Genomic DNA, 17,591 nt, shown 5'->3' with positions numbered 1-17,591 from the left:
TTTCCGACGTATTACAGGATTTAACCTCATGGCTTACACTACTTTTTCACAGACGAAAAACGATCAGCTCGCCGAGCCTATGTTCTTTGGCCAGTCGGTTAACGTGGCGCGCTACGACCAACAGAAATATGACATCTTTGAAAAGCTGATTGAAAAGCAGCTCTCCTTCTTCTGGCGCCCGGAAGAAGTGGACGTCTCCCGCGATCGCATCGACTTCCAGGCGCTGCCGGAGCATGAGAAACACATCTTCATCAGCAACCTGAAGTATCAGACGCTGCTGGATTCCATCCAGGGGCGCAGCCCGAACGTCGCGCTGCTGCCGCTGATCTCCATTCCTGAGCTGGAAACCTGGGTCGAAACCTGGGCGTTTAGCGAGACGATTCACTCTCGTTCTTACACCCACATCATCCGCAATATCGTCAACGATCCGGCTATCGTCTTTGACGATATCGTGACCAATCAGGAAATCCTCAAGCGTGCCAAAGATATCTCTGGCTACTACGACGATCTGATTGAGATGACCAGCTACTGGCACCTGCTCGGCGAAGGCACGCACAACGTGAACGGCAAAACCGTCACCGTGAACCTGCGCGCGCTGAAAAGACAGCTGTACCTGTGCCTGATGAGCGTTAACGCCCTGGAAGCTATCCGCTTCTATGTGAGCTTCGCCTGTTCCTTCGCCTTCGCCGAGCGCGAGCTGATGGAAGGTAACGCCAAAATCATCAAGCTGATCGCCCGTGACGAAGCCCTGCACCTGACCGGTACCCAGCATATGCTGAACCTGATGCGCAGCGGTGAAGACGATCCGGAAATGGCGGAAATCGCCGTTGAATGCCGCCAGGAATGCTACGATCTGTTCGTGCTGGCCGCCCAGCAGGAAAAAGAGTGGGCCGAGTACCTGTTCCGTGACGGCTCGATGATTGGGATGAACAAAGACATCCTCTGCCAGTATGTGGAGTACATCACCAACATCCGCATGCAGGCCGTGGGCCTTGATCTGCCGTTCCAGACTCGCTCCAACCCGATTCCATGGATCAACGCGTGGCTGGTGTCCGACAACGTACAGGTTGCGCCGCAGGAAGTGGAAGTTAGCTCCTACCTGGTGGGCCAGATTGACTCGGAAGTCGATACCGACGATCTGAGCAACTTCCAGCTGTAAACAATGGGCCGCATTACGCTCAGCATTACCGGCGCGCAGTTGATGAGCGAAGAAGAACACCCTTCGCTGCTGGCGGCGCTGGAGTCACATAAAGTCTGCGTAGAGTATCAGTGCCGGGAAGGCTATTGCGGCTCCTGCCGCACCCGGCTGCTGGCGGGGGAAGTACAGTGGCTGACCGAGCCGCTGGCGTTTATCCAGCCCGGTGAAATTCTCCCCTGCTGCTGTAAGGCGCGGGGAGATATCGAACTCGAGATGTAGTTGTGAAAAAGGCCGCAAATGCGGCCTTTTTTATTAACGACTACGGTTTATTAAGAAACCGCACGGCTTTATCCGGGAAGTCCGTAAACAGCCCATCTACGCCCGCCTGGTTATACAGCACGTCGTACAGCTGATTCACATCGCTCACGTAGTCCGGCAGCGCATCAGCCCTTACCGTATAAGGATGCACGGTCAGTTTACTGGCGTGCGCTTCGGTCACCATATCGGTGAGCTTCACGTTCCCTTTGGTTGACGCCTTCTCCACCAGCATATGGTAGTCCGGGCCAATGCCGTCGGCATACAGAGCAATCTGCTTCATCGCGCCAGGCTTAAACATCCAGTCGTAGCTGTAGTTTACCCACTTGCCGTCCGGCCGTTTTTCCTGAGTCTCATTCCAGTCGGTATAGGCGATAAGCTGCACCAGGTTAAGGTTCATGCCCATCTTCGGCTCAAGCTCGTTTTTAATGCGCTTCAGCTCGGCGGCGTCAAAGCACTGAAGATAGACCTTATCCTGCTTGCTGGTATAGCCGTACTGCTTCAGCACCTCGAGGGTTTTTGTCGCAATATCCTTGCCTTCCTGATGGTGGAACCACGGCGCTTTTATCTCAGGATAGATACCGATGTTTTTCCCGGTGGAATGGTTCAGCCCCTGAACAAACTCGATCTCTTCTTCAAAGGTGTGCACGCGGAAGTCGGATTTGCCCATCGGGAAACGGCCCGGATAGGTCTGCACCTGCTTGCCGTTAACGATGTCGAAGCCCTCGGTAAACTTCAGGGACTTGATTTCCGCCAGCGTAAAATCGATGGCGTAGTAGCGCCCGTCTTTACGCGCCCGATCCGGGAAGCGCTTCGCGACGTCGGTCACCCTGTCCAGATAGTGGTCATGCAGCACCACCAGCCTGTCGTCTTTGGTCATCACCAGGTCTTGCTCAAGGTAATCCGCGCCCTGGGCATAGGCCATCGCCTTCGCCGGCAGCGTGTGTTCTGGCAGATAGCCGCTGGCCCCCCGGTGGGCAATCACAATTTTGTCCGCCGTCTGGGCGAAGACGCTGCTGGTTGCCACCAGCACCACGCCCGCCAGGAAAGATTTTGCCATCAGTTTCATGGTGTTCTCCTTAGCCGTTTTTCAGCATTTTTTCATCGTGGTGTCTGCGCTCGCCAATCATCACCACAATCAGCAACAGCACGGCCAAAATACTGCCGCCAATCATCACGATAAAGCCGCCGTCCCAGCCGAAGAAGTCCACGGTGTAGCCGACAATTGCGCTGGCCGCGACCGAGCCCCCCAGATAACCAAACAGACCGGTAAAGCCTGCTGCTGTCCCTGCCGCTTTCTTAGGAGCCAGCTCAAGCGCATGCAGGCCAATCAGCATTACCGGGCCATAAATCAGGAAGCCGATAACAATCATACAGGCCATATCCACGCCCGGATTACCCGGCGGGTTTAGCCAGTAAACCACGGTGGCAATCGTCACCAGCACCATGAAGAACACGCCTGTCGCACCGCGGTTACCTTTAAACACCTTATCCGACATCCAGCCACACAGCAGCGTGCCGGGAATACCCGCATATTCATAAAGGAAGTAGGCCCACGAGGATTTATCCAGCGCGAAGTGTTTCACTTCTTTCAGGTAAGTTGGCGACCAGTCCAGGATGCCGTAACGCAGCAAATAGACAAACACGTTAGCAATGGCGATGTACCACAGCAGGCGGTTAGGGAAGACGTACTTCATGAAGATCTGCTTAGCCGTCAGCTCTTCTTCCGCTTTCTCGCTGTAATCGTCCGGGTAGTCATTTTTGTACTCTTCAATCGGCGGCAGGCCGCAGGATTGAGGCGTGTCGCGCATTAAGCCAAAAGCAATAATTGCCACAAGAATGGCGGCAAAAGCAGGCATATACAGCGCCGCATGCCAGTCGTTAAACCACGCCATCCCCAGCAGGAACAGCAGCGGAGGAAGACCGCCCCCGACGTTATGGGCGCAGTTCCAGACGGAAACAATGCCCCCACGCTCCTTCTGCGACCACCAGTGCACCATGGTGCGCCCGCACGGCGGCCATCCCATGCCCTGGAACCAGCCACAGGCGAATAGCAGCACAAACATGATCGCAATGCTGGACGTGGCCCACGGCACAAAGCCCATAAACAGCATCACGGCCGCGGCAAGAATCAGCCCGGCGGGAAGAAATACGCGCGGATTCGAGCGGTCAGAAACCGATCCCATGATGAATTTCGAAAATCCGTAGGCGATCGATATCCCGGAAAGCGCAAAGCCCAGGTCTCCTCGGGAGAAGCCCTGCTCCACCAGATACGGCATCGCAAGGGTAAAGTTTTTCCTCACCAGATAGTAAGCGGCATAACCAAAAAAGATGCCCATGAAGATTTGCCAGCGCAGGCGGCGATAGACAGGATCTATCTGCTCCTTTGGCAAACGCGCCTGATGCGCGGCAGGTCTAAAGATACTAAGCATACGAGCCTCCGTGGCCTGGATTTGCGGCGGGAGCAAACGACTCCTGCCAAATGTTCTTTTGCGAGCGCATGGTAGTTATCTGTGCGCGTATTTACTGTGAAACATCGCACACAATGTTACATTTTTATTACAAAAAGGCGAAATGGTGCATAGTTTCACTAATTATTTTCGTTTTTTGCTCGAATTTGCTCGCAATCAAACATTCCACACTTTCTTTGTGGCTGAATAACGGTAAATAAAAAGGGGACAAAGGAGCATCGTGTGAGCAGAGAAACGGACGTGATCATCATCGGCGGAGGAGCGACCGGCGCCGGGATAGCACGAGACTGCGCCCGCCGCGGGCTGAAAGTGCTGCTGCTTGAGCGTCACGACATCGCGACGGGTGCCACCGGTCGCAACCACGGCCTGCTTCACAGCGGCTCACGCTATGCGGTCACCGACGGGGAATCCGCCAAAGAGTGCATCGAAGAAAACCGCATTCTGCGGCGTATTGCCCGCCACTGTATCGAGCCCACGGACGGTTTGTTTATTACCCTGCCAGAAGATGATTTGGCGTTCCAAAGCGGATTCATCGCCGCCTGCCGCCGGGCCGGTATTCCGGCAGAAGCGTTGGATCCCCGAGAGGCATTGCGGCTGGAGCCGTCAGCCAATCCATCGCTGATCGGTGCGGTTCGTGTCCCGGATGGCACGGTCGACCCATTCCGTCTCACCGCCGCTAACATGCTTGATGCTAAAGAGCACGGGGCAGAAGTGCTGACAGGCTGCGAGATCGTCGGGCTGATCCGTGAAGGCTCACGCGTTTGCGGCGTGCGCGTCTTCAACCACCTTACCCGACAGGCAGGCGAGTTCCGGGCGCCAATGGTCGTGAATGCGGCAGGCATCTGGGGGCAACGCATCGCAGAATACGCCGATCTCAGCGTAAAAATGTTCCCGGCCAAAGGCGCATTACTGATCCTCGGCCACCGTATCAACAACATGGTCATCAACCGCTGCCGTAAACCGGCGGACGCCGATATTTTGGTCCCCGGCGATACCATTTCGCTGATTGGCACCACCTCCACGCATATCGACTACGACCAAATCGACAATATGTGCGTCACGCCGGATGAAGTGGACACGTTGATTCGCGAAGGGGAAAAACTGGCTCCAGTGCTTGGCCGAACCCGCATTCTTCGGGCCTACGCTGGCGTCCGCCCCCTGGTTGCCAGCGACAACGATCCTACCGGGCGCAGCGTCAGCCGCGGAATTGTTCTGCTGGACCACGCGAAACGCGACGGCATGGACGGCTTTATCACGATTACCGGCGGGAAACTGATGACCTACCGCCTGATGGCGGAGTGGGCATCGGACCTGGTTTGCGAGCGACTGGGGAATACCACGCCCTGCTCCACGGCTTCGGCACCGTTACCGGGCTCCGAACAGACCGCGGAGCAAACGCTGGGCAAAGTTATCTCCTTACCGCCGACTATTCGCGGTTCCGCCGTCTGGCGGCACGGGGACCGCGCCACGCGGCTGCTCAATAACAGCCGGCTCAGCAACAGCCTGGTGTGCGAATGCGAAGCCGTCACCACCGGCGAAGTGCGCTATGCCATTGATGCCCTCGGCGTCAAAAACCTGGGAGATTTGCGCCGCAGAACGCGCGTGGGCATGGGCACCTGCCAGGGCGAGCTGTGCGCCTGCCGGGCAGCCGGTCTCCTGCAACGCTTTCAGCTCACGACGCCTGCACAATCACTGGAGCAGCTCTCCCACTTCCTCAACGAACGCTGGAAGGGGGTTCGCCCTGTCGCCTGGGGAAATGCATTGCGGGAAAGCGAATTTACCGCCTGGGTTTACCAGGGGCTATGCGGTCTGGATAATGGAGAACAGGGATGAAATTTGACACCATCATCATCGGCAGCGGTCTGGCCGGGCTGACAGCGGGCATAAAACTGGCGGAAAGCGGCCAGCGCTGCGCCATCATCAGCCGTGGGCAAAGCGCGCTGCATTTCTCCTCTGGTTCGCTGGATTTGCTTTCAACGTTACCGGACGGCACCCCCGTTCACACCCCTGAGGCCGCGCTGGAAAACCTGGCGGAGCAAGCCCCTCGTCATCCCTACAGCCTGATGGGCAAAGAAAACGTGCTGGCACTCGCCGCAGAGAGTGAGCAACTGCTGACCAGAGCAGATATTTCGCTGGTGGGCCATCACCGCCAGAATCACCTCAGAATCACGCCGCTGGGCAAGCAAAGAGCCAGCTGGCTCAGCCCCCCGGAAGTGCCGCAGGCGCCGTTGCCCTGGCAAAAAGTGACGGTGATTAATATCGCTGGCTTCCTGGATTTTCAGGCGGAGCTGGTGTCTGGCTCACTGTCTGCCACCGGCTCTGGCGTTCACGTCGCCGAACTTACTCTGCCGGTGCTGGATGTCTTACGTAACAACCCCAGCGAGTTTCGCGCCGTGAACATCGCCCGGGTGCTGGATCTGCCGGAAAACCTTCCGGCGCTGGTGGATGAACTCAGGCTGCTGCTGGGCAGCGGCGAGGCCATGATTCTGCCTGCCTGCCTTGGCCTGGAAGCCCGAACGGTGGCCGCCGTTGAGCAGGCCCTCGGTGTGCCGGTAAAACTGCTACCAACGCTGCCGCCTTCAGTCCTTGGGATGAGGCTACACAATGCCCTACGCCGCCGCTTTCAGATCCTGGGCGGGCTTATCATGCCCGGAGATACCGTGACCGGCGCTCAGCTTGAACAAGGGTGTATCAACGCCCTGTTCACCAAAAATCACCGCGAAGTGCCGCTGCGGACCCGACATGTCATCCTGGCCAGCGGCAGCTTTTTCAGCGGCGGACTGGACGCTAGCCGGCAGCACGTCACCGAGCCCATCTTCGGTCTGGACGTAAACATACAGGCCGAGCGAGCAGCCTGGAGTAAGGCTGATTTCTTTACGCCGCAGCCGTGGCTGCAGTTTGGGCTCACCGTGAATAACCATTTCCAGCCGTCCCACCACGGGGAATGCACCAAAAACCTCTACGCAATTGGCTCTGTGCTGGGGGGCTTTGATCCTATTCAGCAGGGATGCGGAGCCGGCGTTTCGATGCTCACGGCGCTCTGTGTGGCCACTCAAATCCTTGTTGCCGCGGAGGCTTGTCATGAACCTGCTTGATGAAACCAGCTTTGAAAGCTGTATTAAATGCACGGTCTGCACCACGGCTTGCCCGGTAAGCCGCGTTCGCCCGGAATATCCGGGGCCAAAGCAGGCCGGGCCCGACGGAGAAAGACTGCGCCTGAAAGATCCCTCGCTGTATGACGACGCGCTTAAGCACTGCACCAACTGCAAGCGCTGCGAAGTCTCCTGCCCGTCCGAAGTCAAAATTGGCGATATTATCCAGCGGGCGCGGGCCAAATATGGCGAACATAAACCTTCGCTGCGTGATGCTATTCTCAGCCATACGGATTTGCTCGGTACGCTCTCCACGCCTTTCGCCCCGCTGATCAACGCCACTACCGGTATGAAGCCTGTACGTAAGCTGCTGGATAAAACCCTGAAAATTGATTCCCACCGCGAGTTGCCAAAATATTCCTTCGGCACATTTCGCCAGTGGTATCGGCGCCAGGCGGCGCACCAGGCAAGCTTCCCGCAGCAGGTTGCTTTCTTCCACGGCTGCTTCGTGAACTACAACCATCCGCAGCTCGGCAAAGACATGGTCAAAGTGCTTAACGCGATGGGTGTCGGCGTCCAGTTACTGAAAAGAGAAAAATGCTGCGGCGTGCCGCTTATCGCCAACGGCTTTATCGAAAAAGCAAAAAAACAGGCAAGGGTAAACGCCAGCTCGCTGGAAGAAGCCGTGATACAGCGCGGGCTGCCGGTTGTGGCAACCTCGTCAACCTGTACCTTTACGCTGCGCGATGAATATCCGCATCTTCTTGGCGTCGACACGGCCCCGGTTCGCGAGCAGGTTGAACTCGCCACGCGTTATATCTGGAAACTGCTGGAAGAGGATGGCAGAACGCTATCGTTAAATAACACGCCGCTGCGTATCGCTTACCATACGCCTTGCCATATGGAGAAAATGGGCTGGACGCTCTATTCCATTGAGCTACTGCGCCGCATTCCCGGCGTGGAACTGGTGATGCTGGACTCTCAGTGCTGCGGCATTGCCGGTACCTATGGTTTTAAAAAGGAGAACTATCCAACGTCCCAGCGTATCGGCGCGCCACTGTTTCAGCAGATAGAAGAGAGCGGCGTAGACCTGGTGGTGACGGATTGCGAAACCTGTAAATGGCAGATAGAAATGTCGACCAGCAAACGCTGCGAGCACCCGATCACGCTGCTGGCCCGGGCGCTCACCTGAAGTTTAGAGGCTGGCTGACTCCACGACCTTAATCCAGCCATGATCGCTCTCCAGCGGCTGGCCGTTGAACCAGCGGCGCAGCACGTTCAGCGCCATCATGGCGCAGACTTCCTGGCGTATTGCCAGCGCGTGGCGGCGGGTACCAAACTTCACGCCCAGGCCAAAAGTACCGCCTGGCGTGGAGAGCGCAAAGTTTATCTGCTGCTCTTCTTCGCCAGAAATGACAAGGCCCAGATCGCTCTGTTGATTCAGGCGCAACTCTGCGCTGGACGCTAACGCATCGACCAGTGTTTCAGCTTTCTGCGGTAAAACACGGCTGCCCAGAAGCGCGGCCTGCGCCCGGTTTAACTGCAGCGCCAGCAGGCCCCCGGTAAATTGTTCGCTCACGGCAAGCGTCAGTGAACGTTCGCCGAGGCGGCGTGCTATTTGTGCCGGAAGCCCTTCGGTGCCCTCAAAAATCAGGCTTTCACCCGCCACGCGGCGAACTTCCGGCCAGACAGCCTCCATTGCGTCACGCTGGCTGGCCGGGCCGGTCAGTTTGAGCTCAATGATCGGCATAGAAGAACGATAGCCCATCACCACGCCATCCGGCAGCGCCAGCGGATCAAGGCACTGCGCCAGCTCGCTCTCGGAGCGCCCAAAAGTCGTTAAACGCAGGCATACAGGCGGCTCGGGGAGAGTAAAACGCTCACGCAGCCGCGGCATGATTTGTTTGTCCACCATAGCCTTAAACTCTGACGGTACGCCGGGAGTGAAAAACATCAGGCAGCGGTTTAGGGTCAATGCAAACCCGCAGGCGGTGCCCACAGGATTGTCGATCATTTCACTGTTAGCCGGAATTTGCGCCTGCTTGCGGTTGCTGGGCGCCATCACTCGCCCGCGCTCGGCAAAAAACTGCTCCATATAGGTTAACCATTCCGCGTGCTCAACCAGCTCAACGCCCGCTGCCGTCGCCGCCGCCAGCGCGCTTAAATCATCGCTGGTTGGCCCCAGGCCACCGTTAACAATCAGCACATCGGCTTCGTGGCTACGCTCTTTCAGCACCGCAACCAGGTCTGGAAGGCTGTCACCAACCGTATTACGGCGCGACATGGGCAATCCCTGGTGAAAGAAATAGTCGGCAAGCCAGGCCGCATTGGTATCGGTAATTTGCCCATACAGCACTTCGTCGCCGGTGGACAGCATTTCTACTTTTAACATTTTTTACTCCGCAGCAGGGGAACGCCCCACTATAGCGCAGGCACCAAAGAACGGCAGACACAAAAAACGCGGCTAAAAGCCGCGCTTAAACTACTGACCAACCGCTGGTTAGAGATAAAACGCCAAAGGGATCGTCAAAAAAACTGGAAAATCAATTCATTGATTTTCGGCTGCTCACCACAAAGAGGGAAAAACCACGCTTCTTTCCTCTTTGTCAGCAACTTCAGCGCGGCTAAAAGCCGCGTTGAAGAATTAGAAACTGGCGCTCACGCCCACATACGGGCCGTCGGCAACGGTGTCAGTCCGGTCGCCGTCTTTGCCACCGAGGCTAATATAGCGGTAACCAACCTGCGCCGAGAATGGACGCATAAAGTTCCAGCTTGCACCGGCGCTAGCCTCTTTGTAGTCCTTCACGCTGCTGGAGAGAGAGTCCGGCGAATAGTAGTAATCGCCAAAAATGGCAATGTCAGAAGTGATTGGCCATCTCAAACCGCCACCCGCCGCAAGCGCATAACCTTCTTTGCGATCTTTTGCGTGCAGATAAACGCCCCGACCGCCTACGGTTGCCATCATCGGCCCCAGAGGAATATTAAAACCGAGGCCCAGGCCCACGGTATCACCATTGTCGTCGTTATGGGCATAGTTACCGGTTACCGCAATGCCGCTGCTTTCGGTGCCAAAACCCACGCCGAGATTAGTGTATTCCTTACCGACTTCAGCACTCACGCCAATTGCACTGGCACCTGCAGAAACCAGCAGCAAACCCGCGCCGCCGGCTAAAAGTAATTTATTCATTCCTTGGTTCCTGAAAAAGAAAAGGGCTGCCCTTAAAAATGCCATTGGATGGCGTTGTGCATTATCTTATTAACGCGCTGGAAAATGCCAATATTTCCTTGATTGTAAGAAAATGAAAAGACGCCTTTTTGTGTGACAAGATCAATGCAGCCGGGTAGCACCCAATGACACATTGAGCAGGTGAATAATAAGCACAGTAAAAAAGAGGATTTAATTAAACACTTTTTTACTGTGAAACCTGGCTACCAAGGAGGCATAAATGAGCAAGAAAGGATTAACAACCGGCGCAGGTGCTCCCGTTGCGAATAATAACAACGTTGCTACCGCAGGTCCGCGCGGCCCGATGCTGCTTCAGGACGTCTGGTTCCTTGAAAAACTCGCCCACTTCGACCGCGAAGTGATCCCTGAGCGCCGTATGCACGCGAAAGGCTCCGGCGCGTTTGGTCATTTTACCGTAACCCACGATATCACCCGCTACACTCGGGCAAAATTATTCTCAGAAGTCGGCAAAAAAACTGAGCTTTTCCTGCGTTTCTCCACCGTTGCCGGTGAACGCGGCGCGGCTGACGCCGAACGAGATATTCGCGGCTTTTCCATGAAATTCTATACCGAGGAAGGCAACTGGGACCTGGTGGGCAACAACACGCCGGTGTTCTATCTCCGTGACCCGCTGAAATTCCCTGACCTGAACCACGTTGTTAAACGCGATCCGCGCACCAACCTGCGCAACCCAACGTATAAATGGGATTTCTTCTCGCACCTGCCGGAAGCCCTTCACCAGTTAACCATTGATTTCAGCGACCGTGGCTTACCGCGCTCTTATCGCCACATACACGGTTTTGGCAGCCATACCTTCAGCTTTATCAATAGCGACAATCAGCGTTTCTGGGTGAAGTTCCACCTCAAATCCCAGCAGGGCATTGAGAACCTGATGGATGATGAAGCCAGCCGCCTGATTGCCGCAGACCGTGAAAGCGCCCAGCGCGATCTGTATGAATCCATTGAGGCCGGTGATTTCCCACGCTGGACGCTGTTCGTGCAAATTATGCCGGAAGCCGAAGCGTCAAAAACGCCGTATAACCCGTTTGACCTGACGAAAGTCTGGCCACACGGCGACTATCCATTAATGGAAGTGGGCGTGCTGGAACTGAATCGCAACCCGGAAAACTACTTCTCTGACGTGGAACAGGTGGCGATGTCCCCGGCCAACGTTGTGCCAGGTATTGGCTTCTCACCGGATCGCATGCTTCAGGGTCGCCTGTTCTCCTACGGCGACGCACACCGCTACCGCCTGGGCGTGAACCACCATCAAATCCCGGTGAATGCGCCAAAATGCCCGTTCCATAACTACCACCGCGATGGGTCGATGCGTGTAGATGGCAACAGCGGCAATGGCGCGACTTACGAGCCAAACAGCTTTAACGTTTTCCAGGAACAGCCAGATTTCAGCGAGCCACCGCTGAGCCTGGAAGGCGCGGCAGACCACTGGAACCATCGGGAAGACAGCGACTACTTTAGCCAGCCGCGCGCGCTGTATAACCTGCTAAGCGATGAAGAGCATCATCGTATGTTTGCGCGCATTGCGGGTGAGATGAAAGACGTCCCGGAAAACATTCAGAACCGTCAGATTTGCCTGTTCAGCCAGGTACATCCTGAATACGGTGCAGGAGTGGCGAACGCACTTCAGGCACTGAAGAACAATAAGTAATAACTTGCGGGGGTTATGCCCCTGCTGCCCATTCCATTAATTTACGGCGGGAGATTTTAATCCCGCCCTGTTTTAGCGCCTGTGGCAGGGTTAACCAGCGCACGGGTTGCTGAAAACGAGGCAGTTTTCCGTCAAGCCAGACCGCAATATCATTAAACTCACACCCGGCACTTATCTCAACCACGGCGACCGGCCGCTGTCCAAACTCAGCGTCGTCCACCGGCACCACAAACACCTGCTGAACCGCTGGATGCGCGGCAATGACCCGCTCCACCTCTTCCGGCTGGATGCCCTCTCCACCGCTGAAGAACTGGTTATCAAGACGTCCGACAATCGTCAGGCGGCCTGAATGCAAAACGCCCCGATCGCGGGTAGCAAACCAGCCCTGCTCATTCACCAGAGGAATAATCTGCCCGTCACGCCAGTAGCCGCTGGCCAGGCTGTCCGCCTGGATCCACACTTCTTCATCGACAACTCTCACCTTCCGGCCCGGCAGCGGTGCACCCACATCAGGCTGACCGTCAGCGCGTTTCGCACAAACCGTAGAAGCCAGTTCGGTGAGGCCATAGCCGCACCAGCAGCGCACTCCTCGCGCTTCTGCCTGCCGGGTTAATTCAACCGGAATTGCAGCCCCGCCAAGGAGCACTTCCCGCAGCGCCAGAGGCTCCTCTTTTTCGAGCAGCCGCCAAAGCTGAGTTGGCACTAAGGAAGCGTGACTGCATCCACGCAGCGCCTCGTTTATCGATTGCGCGGTCGAGATCGCCAGCTGGCCCCCTGCATACAGCCAGCGCCAGAGGATCCCCTGCCCGGACACATGGAACAGCGGTAAAGACAAAAGCCAGCTATCGCCTGGCCCGTAATGCATCATCGTCAGTACGCCAGCCGCGCTGGCAAGATGGGCAGAGAATGTATGCACCGCCGCTTTGGGTAACCCGGTTGAACCAGACGTTAGCGTCATAGAGGCTAAACGCGATGGCTGCCAGGTTTCACACCAGGCAGGCGCCCTGACCAGCGACAGTGGCGTCACATCCGGCAGAGACTGGCTGTCGGTCAAGATAATGCCATAGCGAAGCGTCATCGATGGTAAGAGCTGCGCCAGCAAGCTATCAGGCAGCTGAGGATTTAGCGGCAGAATACGCGCCCCGCATTGCCATAACGCCAGCCAGGCGAGCAGCGTTTGCGGGCCATTTTTCGCTTTGAGCGCAACGCCGTCACCTTCTTTGACACCCTGCTGGCGAAAGCCTCCCGCCAGCGCATCCACGCGCTGGCACAGGGTTTGCCAGGTTAAGAGCTCATCGTCGAGGCGGAGCGCAACACTCGTACCACGGACATCGGCCCAGTGACGCCACGGCCAGTCTGTAAAGGTCATCGAATACGCTCGAGCCTGTCTGCGCTAACACACGGCAGAGGACTGCCGGGCCAGCTGCGCTCAAGCTGAGACTGCATCAGGGACAAAGTATCCAGCCCAGGCAGGGTTCCCGGCGTGAGCCAGGCGGCGATGCGGGCCAGTTGAGTCAAACCGAGGCTGGACTCAATGGAGGAGCCAATCACCGCTTTCAGCCCCAGACGATGTGCCGCCGCAACCTGCTCACGCACTTTATCCAGGCTACCGGTAAGCGTCGGTTTGATAACCACTGCCGAAACGCCCGGCTCAGCGGTGAAAGTAAAATCAGCCTCCCGCAGGCTTTCGTCCCAGGCAATGGCAATTCCCGTTTCCAGGCTAAAAGCACGGGACTGCTCGCGGGTTTTGCACGGTTCTTCAATAAAGTCGATGCGCGAACGGTAATCCGGATTGACGTATTTGGCGAACTGCTGCGCTTTGAGCGGCGTCCAGCTGCGGTTAGCATCGAGACGCAGGCGAAGTTCAGGCACGGCTTCAAGCAATAAATTAACCACCATGCCGTCGCGAACCGCTTCGTACAGCCCCACTTTCACCTTCGCAATTTTTTCGCCCGGCATTTTGGCCAGCGTAAGAATCAGCTCGTCCGGATCGCCAGTGCACAGCGGCGCGGCGCGGTAGTCAGCGGCCTGCAGCAGGCTATCTTCTGCTTCTGACAGCGCACAGCTTAAGCCAAAGGCCACCGAAGGCATCCCGGGTAACGGCGTCGATTCATCTGCCACCCACCGTTCAAGCCAGCGCTCGACCTGCGCCTGAGCCTCCGCGAGGGTTTCCCGGCTAAAGCCCGGCAGAGGGGAAATTTCGCCCCATCCGCTGCGCTCGCCCAGGGTCAGGCGCACCAGCAGCCCCTCTCTAAACTTGAGACGCTGGTCGCGAAGCACTACGCCAGCCTCCATCGGGATTTGAAAGCGCCACAGCGCCGCGCTGCGCATCATGGATTCCGTTTAAATTTGCTGAAGTCCGGCTGGCGCTTCTGGTTAAACGCGTTGCGCCCTTCCTGGCCTTCTTCGGTCATGTAGAACAGCATCGTGGCGTTCCCCGCCAGTTCCTGTAACCCGGCCTGGCCGTCGCAGTCGGCATTCAGCGCCGCTTTCAGGCAGCGTAGCGCCATCGGGCTGTTCTGCAGCATTTCACGGCACCAGCGCACGGTCTCTTTTTCCAGATCGGCAATCGGGACAACGGTATTCACCAGGCCCATGTCCAGCGCTTCTTTCGCGTCATACTGGCGGCACAGGAACCAAATCTCGCGCGCTTTTTTCTGGCCGACAATACGCGCCATGTAGGAAGCGCCCCAGCCGCCGTCGAAAGAACCGACTTTTGGGCCAGTCTGGCCAAACACGGCGTTTTCCGCCGCGATGGTCAGGTCACACATCATATGCAGCACATGGCCACCGCCGATGGAGAAACCCGCCACCATCGCCACAACTGGCTTAGGGCAGGTGCGAATTTGGCGCTGAAAATCGAGCACGTTCAGATGGTGCACGCCGCTGGCATCCTGATAGCCGCCGTAGTCACCGCGCACTTTTTGGTCACCGCCCGCACAGAAGGCTTTTTCCCCCTCGCCGGTCAGAATAATAGTGCCGATATTGTCGTCATAGCGTGCATCGGCCAGGGCGTCGATCATCTCTTTAACGGTCAGCGGACGAAACGCATTACGCACTTCCGGGCGGTTGATGGTGATTTTGGCGATACCGTCGCTGGATTTGTGGTAGCGAATATCGGTGTAACCTTCGGAGCAATCCAGCCATTCAATCGGGGCGTAAAGCATTTGTTCATCAGGATAAATCATGAAAGATCCTTACAGGTCATAGGAACGAAAGAGGGTTAGCAGAGCGGAACTGAACGCGGCGGGAGCTTCACGGTGGGCGTTGTGTCCGGCCCCCGAAATCAGAGTCTGGGCGCAGTTCAGCCCGGCGGCAACGGCGCGAAACTTTTCATCTCGCTCACCGCAAATAAAATGGAACGGCACGGCAAGCTGGCCGAGCATTTCACGTAAATCAGGCTGTCGGGCAAGCGACGTTGCTTCCAGCATCCGGGCTAGCGCCCTGGGATTGTTTTGCGCACGCAGGGTAACTAAGTCCGCGCGCTGCTCACAGCTAAGAGAATGGAACACAGGCTGCCGATACCAGGCGTTCAACACGGCCTGGAAATCTTCGTGCATCAAACGCTGCGCCCATCGGGCATCGTTCAGCGCTCTCGCCTCGCGCTCGGCCACATTTGCCAGGCCAGGATGACCGCCTTCTACCACCAGGCCACGCAGCCCTTTCGACTCAGCCTGACTGGCGTGATAAATCGCGATGCGCCCGCCCAGGGAGTAGCCCACGAGCCAATAGTGATTTATACCGTGATGTTTGAGGGTGTTTCGTAACGCGCTATCAACCTCGGCAAAACTCTGCACGTCAAGACCGGCGGAACCGCCGTGGCCGGGCAGATCCAGGTATAGCTGCGGCCAGTCGGAAAAGTGCGGCTTAAGCGCCTGCCACTCATGATGGCTACCAAGAAAACCGTGCAGCCAGACTATGTGCGGCAGAGTGGAACGGCGGCCCGAATACGGCACGGCATGAAGGATCATGCCTGGCTAACCTGGGCCAGTAAATGCTGCAGGGTCTGAGCGCCGGCGGTTTCCGGCACGCTAATTTCAATCACCGTCGCGCCGGGGCGCAACCAGGCCCGACGAACGGCCTCTTCAAGCGCCTGCCAGTTTTCAGGATTCTGATAGCCCAATTCAAACATGGCGGCCGCGTGGGAGAAGTTCACGTTTTGCGGCATACAGTAAAAACGCTCGCGTTCTTCGGCAGGCGTAGGCAAAAGCGAGAAGATCTGGCCGCCGTTATTATTAACCACCAGCAGCACAAACGGCGCCGAGGCGTGGCGCAGCAGCGCCAGAGCATTAAGGTCATAAAGTGCCGAAATATCGCCGACTATCGCCAGCGTGGAGCGCGCCGTTGCCCGCTGAACGCCCGCGGCGGTAGACAGCAGGCCATCAATGCCGCTCGCACCGCGATTGCTGTACACTGGATACCCCACGGGAAGCTGGGCAAAAGCATCGATCAAACGCACAATTAAACTGTTGCCAACAAACAGCTGACCGCCTTCCGGTAGCAGCCGCGGCAGGCGTTGGGCAACCTGCGCCTCACCAAATTCGCGGGTTCCTTGCTCAACTTTTTCCAGCGTCTGCCAGGCCAGAGACGTTAGCGCTTCGGCCCAGGGCAGCCGTTTTTCTGCCGGATGCTTTTCCAGCCAGGCTTCGACGCTGGCGATCAGACGGCGGCCACGGTGGTTGGCAGGATCAAGACGCCCGGGCTGTTTATCCACCAGCCAGTACTCTTCCGGCCTGCACGCGGCCTGCCACTGAAGTACCCGTTTTCCGGTCAAACTGCCGCCAAACTGGATAACAATTTGCGCCTGCTCAAGACAGGTCACGGCCTGGCTATTACTCAGCCACAGGTCTGCACACGGCAGCGGCTGTCCGGTCTGTGAAAGCACGTCGCCGATAAGCGGCCAGCCGAGCATTTGCGCCCAGGCCGCGACCTGCTCACCTTCGCTGGCAGAAAGCCGCCCGGCGACCACCACGCCGCGTTTTTGCCGCCAGAAGAACCAGTCTCTTTGCTTCGGTACTGCATTTTCGTAGACTTCACGCAGCCAGGGAGCGTTGCCTTCCCACCAGCCGTCGAGCTGGTTTTGCCAGTCAAGGCCCGTGTCATCTGGCGCACCGTAGAGCGGCTCGGCAAAGGGGCAATTGATATGCAGAGCGCCTCCGTTAAGCTGGCCGACGGCGCTGTCAACCGCAGACACCAGCCAACTGGCGGGAATATCGTGCGTTGGACGAGGCAGGTTAAGTGCGGCGGAAGGATGAGAGCTAAACAGCCCCGGCTGGCGTACAGCCTGATTTGCGCCACAGTCGATAAGTTCGGGCGGTCGGTCTGCCGTCAGTAAAATGAGCTTTTCACCGGTCAAGCCGGCTTCTATCACCGCAGGATAGAGATTGGCCACCGCGGTGCCGGAGGTCACAATGATCGCCACCGGCTCACCGCTGGCCTTCGCCAGCCCAAGCGCCAGATGGCCCAGGCCGCGTTCATCAAAATGAGTATGGCAAATGAAACTGCGGTTTTCCGCCGCGCTGAGCGTCAGCGGCGTAGAGCGGGAGCCTGGCGCGATACACACATGCCGCACCCCATGTCGGGTCAATGCTTCGAGTATGACGCCCGCCCAACGGCGGTTAAATGAGCTTATCGACATAATATTGTCCGCAGTCAATTTCGACTTTCGATTATAAATACT

15 protein-coding genes are annotated in these 17,591 nt (G+C 57.2%); 6 read left to right on the top strand and 9 right to left on the bottom strand.

Features of this window, described 5'->3' with window-relative positions; genetic code table 11:
• Window positions 1-28: 28 nt before the first annotated feature.
• A complete protein-coding gene (nrdB, locus tag F3J29_RS02200) occupies window positions 29-1,159 on the top strand; it encodes a class Ia ribonucleoside-diphosphate reductase subunit beta (protein WP_166862653.1) in 1,131 nt (376 codons plus the stop codon).
• 3 nt (window positions 1,160-1,162) lie between these two features.
• Complete coding sequence (gene yfaE / locus F3J29_RS02195) at window positions 1,163-1,417, top strand: class I ribonucleotide reductase maintenance protein YfaE (RefSeq protein WP_166862651.1); 255 nt, start codon at window positions 1,163-1,165, stop codon at window positions 1,415-1,417.
• A gap of 40 nt (window positions 1,418-1,457) precedes the next feature.
• On the opposite strand, the gene glpQ is transcribed toward yfaE, so the two are convergent.
• Together glpQ and glpT are read right to left on the bottom strand one after the other, a co-directional pair.
• Window positions 1,458-2,522, bottom strand: coding sequence for a glycerophosphodiester phosphodiesterase (glpQ, locus tag F3J29_RS02190; RefSeq protein WP_166862649.1), 1,065 nt, complete (start codon window positions 2,520-2,522; stop codon window positions 1,458-1,460).
• 10 nt (window positions 2,523-2,532) lie between these two features.
• Window positions 2,533-3,885, bottom strand: a complete 1,353-nt coding sequence (gene glpT / locus F3J29_RS02185) for a glycerol-3-phosphate transporter (RefSeq protein ID WP_166862647.1) — start codon at window positions 3,883-3,885, stop codon at window positions 2,533-2,535.
• Window positions 3,886-4,146: 261 nt separating this feature from the next.
• Here glpT and glpA point away from each other — a divergent pair, with 261 nt between their 5' ends.
• Genes glpA through glpC form a run of 3 tightly spaced genes read left to right on the top strand, consistent with a single transcriptional unit; the run spans window position 4,147 to window position 8,208 of the window.
• The gene (glpA, locus tag F3J29_RS02180; RefSeq protein WP_166862646.1) at window positions 4,147-5,757 is read left to right on the top strand and encodes an anaerobic glycerol-3-phosphate dehydrogenase subunit A; all 1,611 of its coding nucleotides are present in this window, start codon (window positions 4,147-4,149) and stop codon (window positions 5,755-5,757) included.
• Window positions 5,754-7,019, top strand: coding sequence for a glycerol-3-phosphate dehydrogenase subunit GlpB (gene glpB, locus F3J29_RS02175; protein WP_166862644.1), 1,266 nt, complete (start codon window positions 5,754-5,756; stop codon window positions 7,017-7,019). The genes glpA and glpB overlap by 4 nt, the downstream gene beginning before the upstream one ends.
• Entirely contained in the window at window positions 7,006-8,208 is a 1,203-nt protein-coding gene (gene glpC / locus F3J29_RS02170; RefSeq protein ID WP_166862642.1) for an anaerobic glycerol-3-phosphate dehydrogenase subunit GlpC, read from the top strand. Before glpB ends, glpC begins: the two co-directional genes overlap by 14 nt.
• Window positions 8,209-8,211: 3 nt before the next feature.
• On the opposite strand, the gene F3J29_RS02165 is transcribed toward glpC, so the two are convergent.
• Both F3J29_RS02165 and F3J29_RS02160 read right to left on the bottom strand, forming a co-directional pair.
• Window positions 8,212-9,408: a nicotinamide mononucleotide deamidase-related protein YfaY gene (locus tag F3J29_RS02165; RefSeq protein ID WP_166862640.1), complete on the bottom strand. Its 1,197-nt coding sequence runs from the start codon at window positions 9,406-9,408 to the stop codon at window positions 8,212-8,214.
• 252 nt (window positions 9,409-9,660) lie between these two features.
• Window positions 9,661-10,203, bottom strand: coding sequence for a YfaZ family outer membrane protein (locus tag F3J29_RS02160; RefSeq protein ID WP_008459823.1), 543 nt, complete (start codon window positions 10,201-10,203; stop codon window positions 9,661-9,663).
• Between the two features lie 259 nt (window positions 10,204-10,462).
• Here F3J29_RS02160 and katA point away from each other — a divergent pair, with 259 nt between their 5' ends.
• Window positions 10,463-11,911: a catalase KatA gene (gene katA, locus F3J29_RS02155; RefSeq protein ID WP_166862638.1), complete on the top strand. Its 1,449-nt coding sequence runs from the start codon at window positions 10,463-10,465 to the stop codon at window positions 11,909-11,911.
• A 13-nt stretch (window positions 11,912-11,924) separates the two neighbouring features.
• On the opposite strand, the gene menE is transcribed toward katA, so the two are convergent.
• Genes menE through menD form a run of 5 tightly spaced genes read right to left on the bottom strand, consistent with a single transcriptional unit; the run spans window position 11,925 to window position 17,549 of the window.
• A complete protein-coding gene (menE, locus tag F3J29_RS02150) occupies window positions 11,925-13,280 on the bottom strand; it encodes an o-succinylbenzoate--CoA ligase (RefSeq protein ID WP_166862637.1) in 1,356 nt (451 codons plus the stop codon).
• Window positions 13,277-14,242, bottom strand: a complete 966-nt coding sequence (gene menC / locus F3J29_RS02145; protein WP_166864861.1) for an o-succinylbenzoate synthase — start codon at window positions 14,240-14,242, stop codon at window positions 13,277-13,279. Before menC ends, menE begins: the two co-directional genes overlap by 4 nt.
• Window positions 14,242-15,099, bottom strand: a complete 858-nt coding sequence (gene menB, locus F3J29_RS02140; RefSeq protein ID WP_166862635.1) for a 1,4-dihydroxy-2-naphthoyl-CoA synthase — start codon at window positions 15,097-15,099, stop codon at window positions 14,242-14,244. Before menB ends, menC begins: the two co-directional genes overlap by 1 nt.
• Before the next feature lie 9 nt (window positions 15,100-15,108).
• On the bottom strand, window positions 15,109-15,882 hold the full coding sequence (gene menH / locus F3J29_RS02135) for a 2-succinyl-6-hydroxy-2,4-cyclohexadiene-1-carboxylate synthase (protein WP_166862633.1): 774 nt from the start codon (window positions 15,880-15,882) through the stop codon (window positions 15,109-15,111).
• A complete protein-coding gene (gene menD, locus F3J29_RS02130) occupies window positions 15,879-17,549 on the bottom strand; it encodes a 2-succinyl-5-enolpyruvyl-6-hydroxy-3-cyclohexene-1-carboxylic-acid synthase (protein ID WP_166862632.1) in 1,671 nt (556 codons plus the stop codon). The genes menH and menD overlap by 4 nt, the downstream gene beginning before the upstream one ends.
• Between the last annotated feature and the right edge of the window lie 42 nt (window positions 17,550-17,591).

Origin of the sequence: Enterobacter sp. Cy-643, from assembly GCF_011752815.1 — a bacterium.
Taxonomy (GTDB): Bacteria; Pseudomonadota; Gammaproteobacteria; order Enterobacterales; family Enterobacteriaceae; genus Cedecea.
The sequence above is the reverse complement of the archived record's forward strand: the minus strand, read 5'-3'. Positions and strand labels throughout refer to the sequence as shown.

Bases quoted from the DNA above. Each gene is read 5' to 3' on its own strand.
- nrdB (WP_166862653.1), top strand. From the start codon at position 29: ATGGCTTACACTACTTTTTCACAGACGAAAAACGATCAGCTCGCCGAG.
- yfaE (WP_166862651.1), top strand. From the start codon at position 1,163: ATGGGCCGCATTACGCTCAGCATTACCGGCGCGCAGTTGATGAGCGAA.
- glpQ (WP_166862649.1), bottom strand. From the start codon at position 2,522: ATGAAACTGATGGCAAAATCTTTCCTGGCGGGCGTGGTGCTGGTGGCA.
- glpT (WP_166862647.1), bottom strand. From the start codon at position 3,885: ATGCTTAGTATCTTTAGACCTGCCGCGCATCAGGCGCGTTTGCCAAAG.
- glpB (WP_166862644.1), top strand. From the start codon at position 5,754: ATGAAATTTGACACCATCATCATCGGCAGCGGTCTGGCCGGGCTGACA.
- glpC (WP_166862642.1), top strand. From the start codon at position 7,006: ATGAACCTGCTTGATGAAACCAGCTTTGAAAGCTGTATTAAATGCACG.
- F3J29_RS02165 (WP_166862640.1), bottom strand. From the start codon at position 9,408: ATGTTAAAAGTAGAAATGCTGTCCACCGGCGACGAAGTGCTGTATGGG.
- F3J29_RS02160 (WP_008459823.1), bottom strand. From the start codon at position 10,203: ATGAATAAATTACTTTTAGCCGGCGGCGCGGGTTTGCTGCTGGTTTCT.
- katA (WP_166862638.1), top strand. From the start codon at position 10,463: ATGAGCAAGAAAGGATTAACAACCGGCGCAGGTGCTCCCGTTGCGAAT.
- menE (WP_166862637.1), bottom strand. From the start codon at position 13,280: ATGACCTTTACAGACTGGCCGTGGCGTCACTGGGCCGATGTCCGTGGT.
- menC (WP_166864861.1), bottom strand. From the start codon at position 14,242: ATGCGCAGCGCGGCGCTGTGGCGCTTTCAAATCCCGATGGAGGCTGGC.
- menB (WP_166862635.1), bottom strand. From the start codon at position 15,099: ATGATTTATCCTGATGAACAAATGCTTTACGCCCCGATTGAATGGCTG.
- menH (WP_166862633.1), bottom strand. From the start codon at position 15,882: ATGATCCTTCATGCCGTGCCGTATTCGGGCCGCCGTTCCACTCTGCCG.
- menD (WP_166862632.1), bottom strand. From the start codon at position 17,549: ATGTCGATAAGCTCATTTAACCGCCGTTGGGCGGGCGTCATACTCGAA.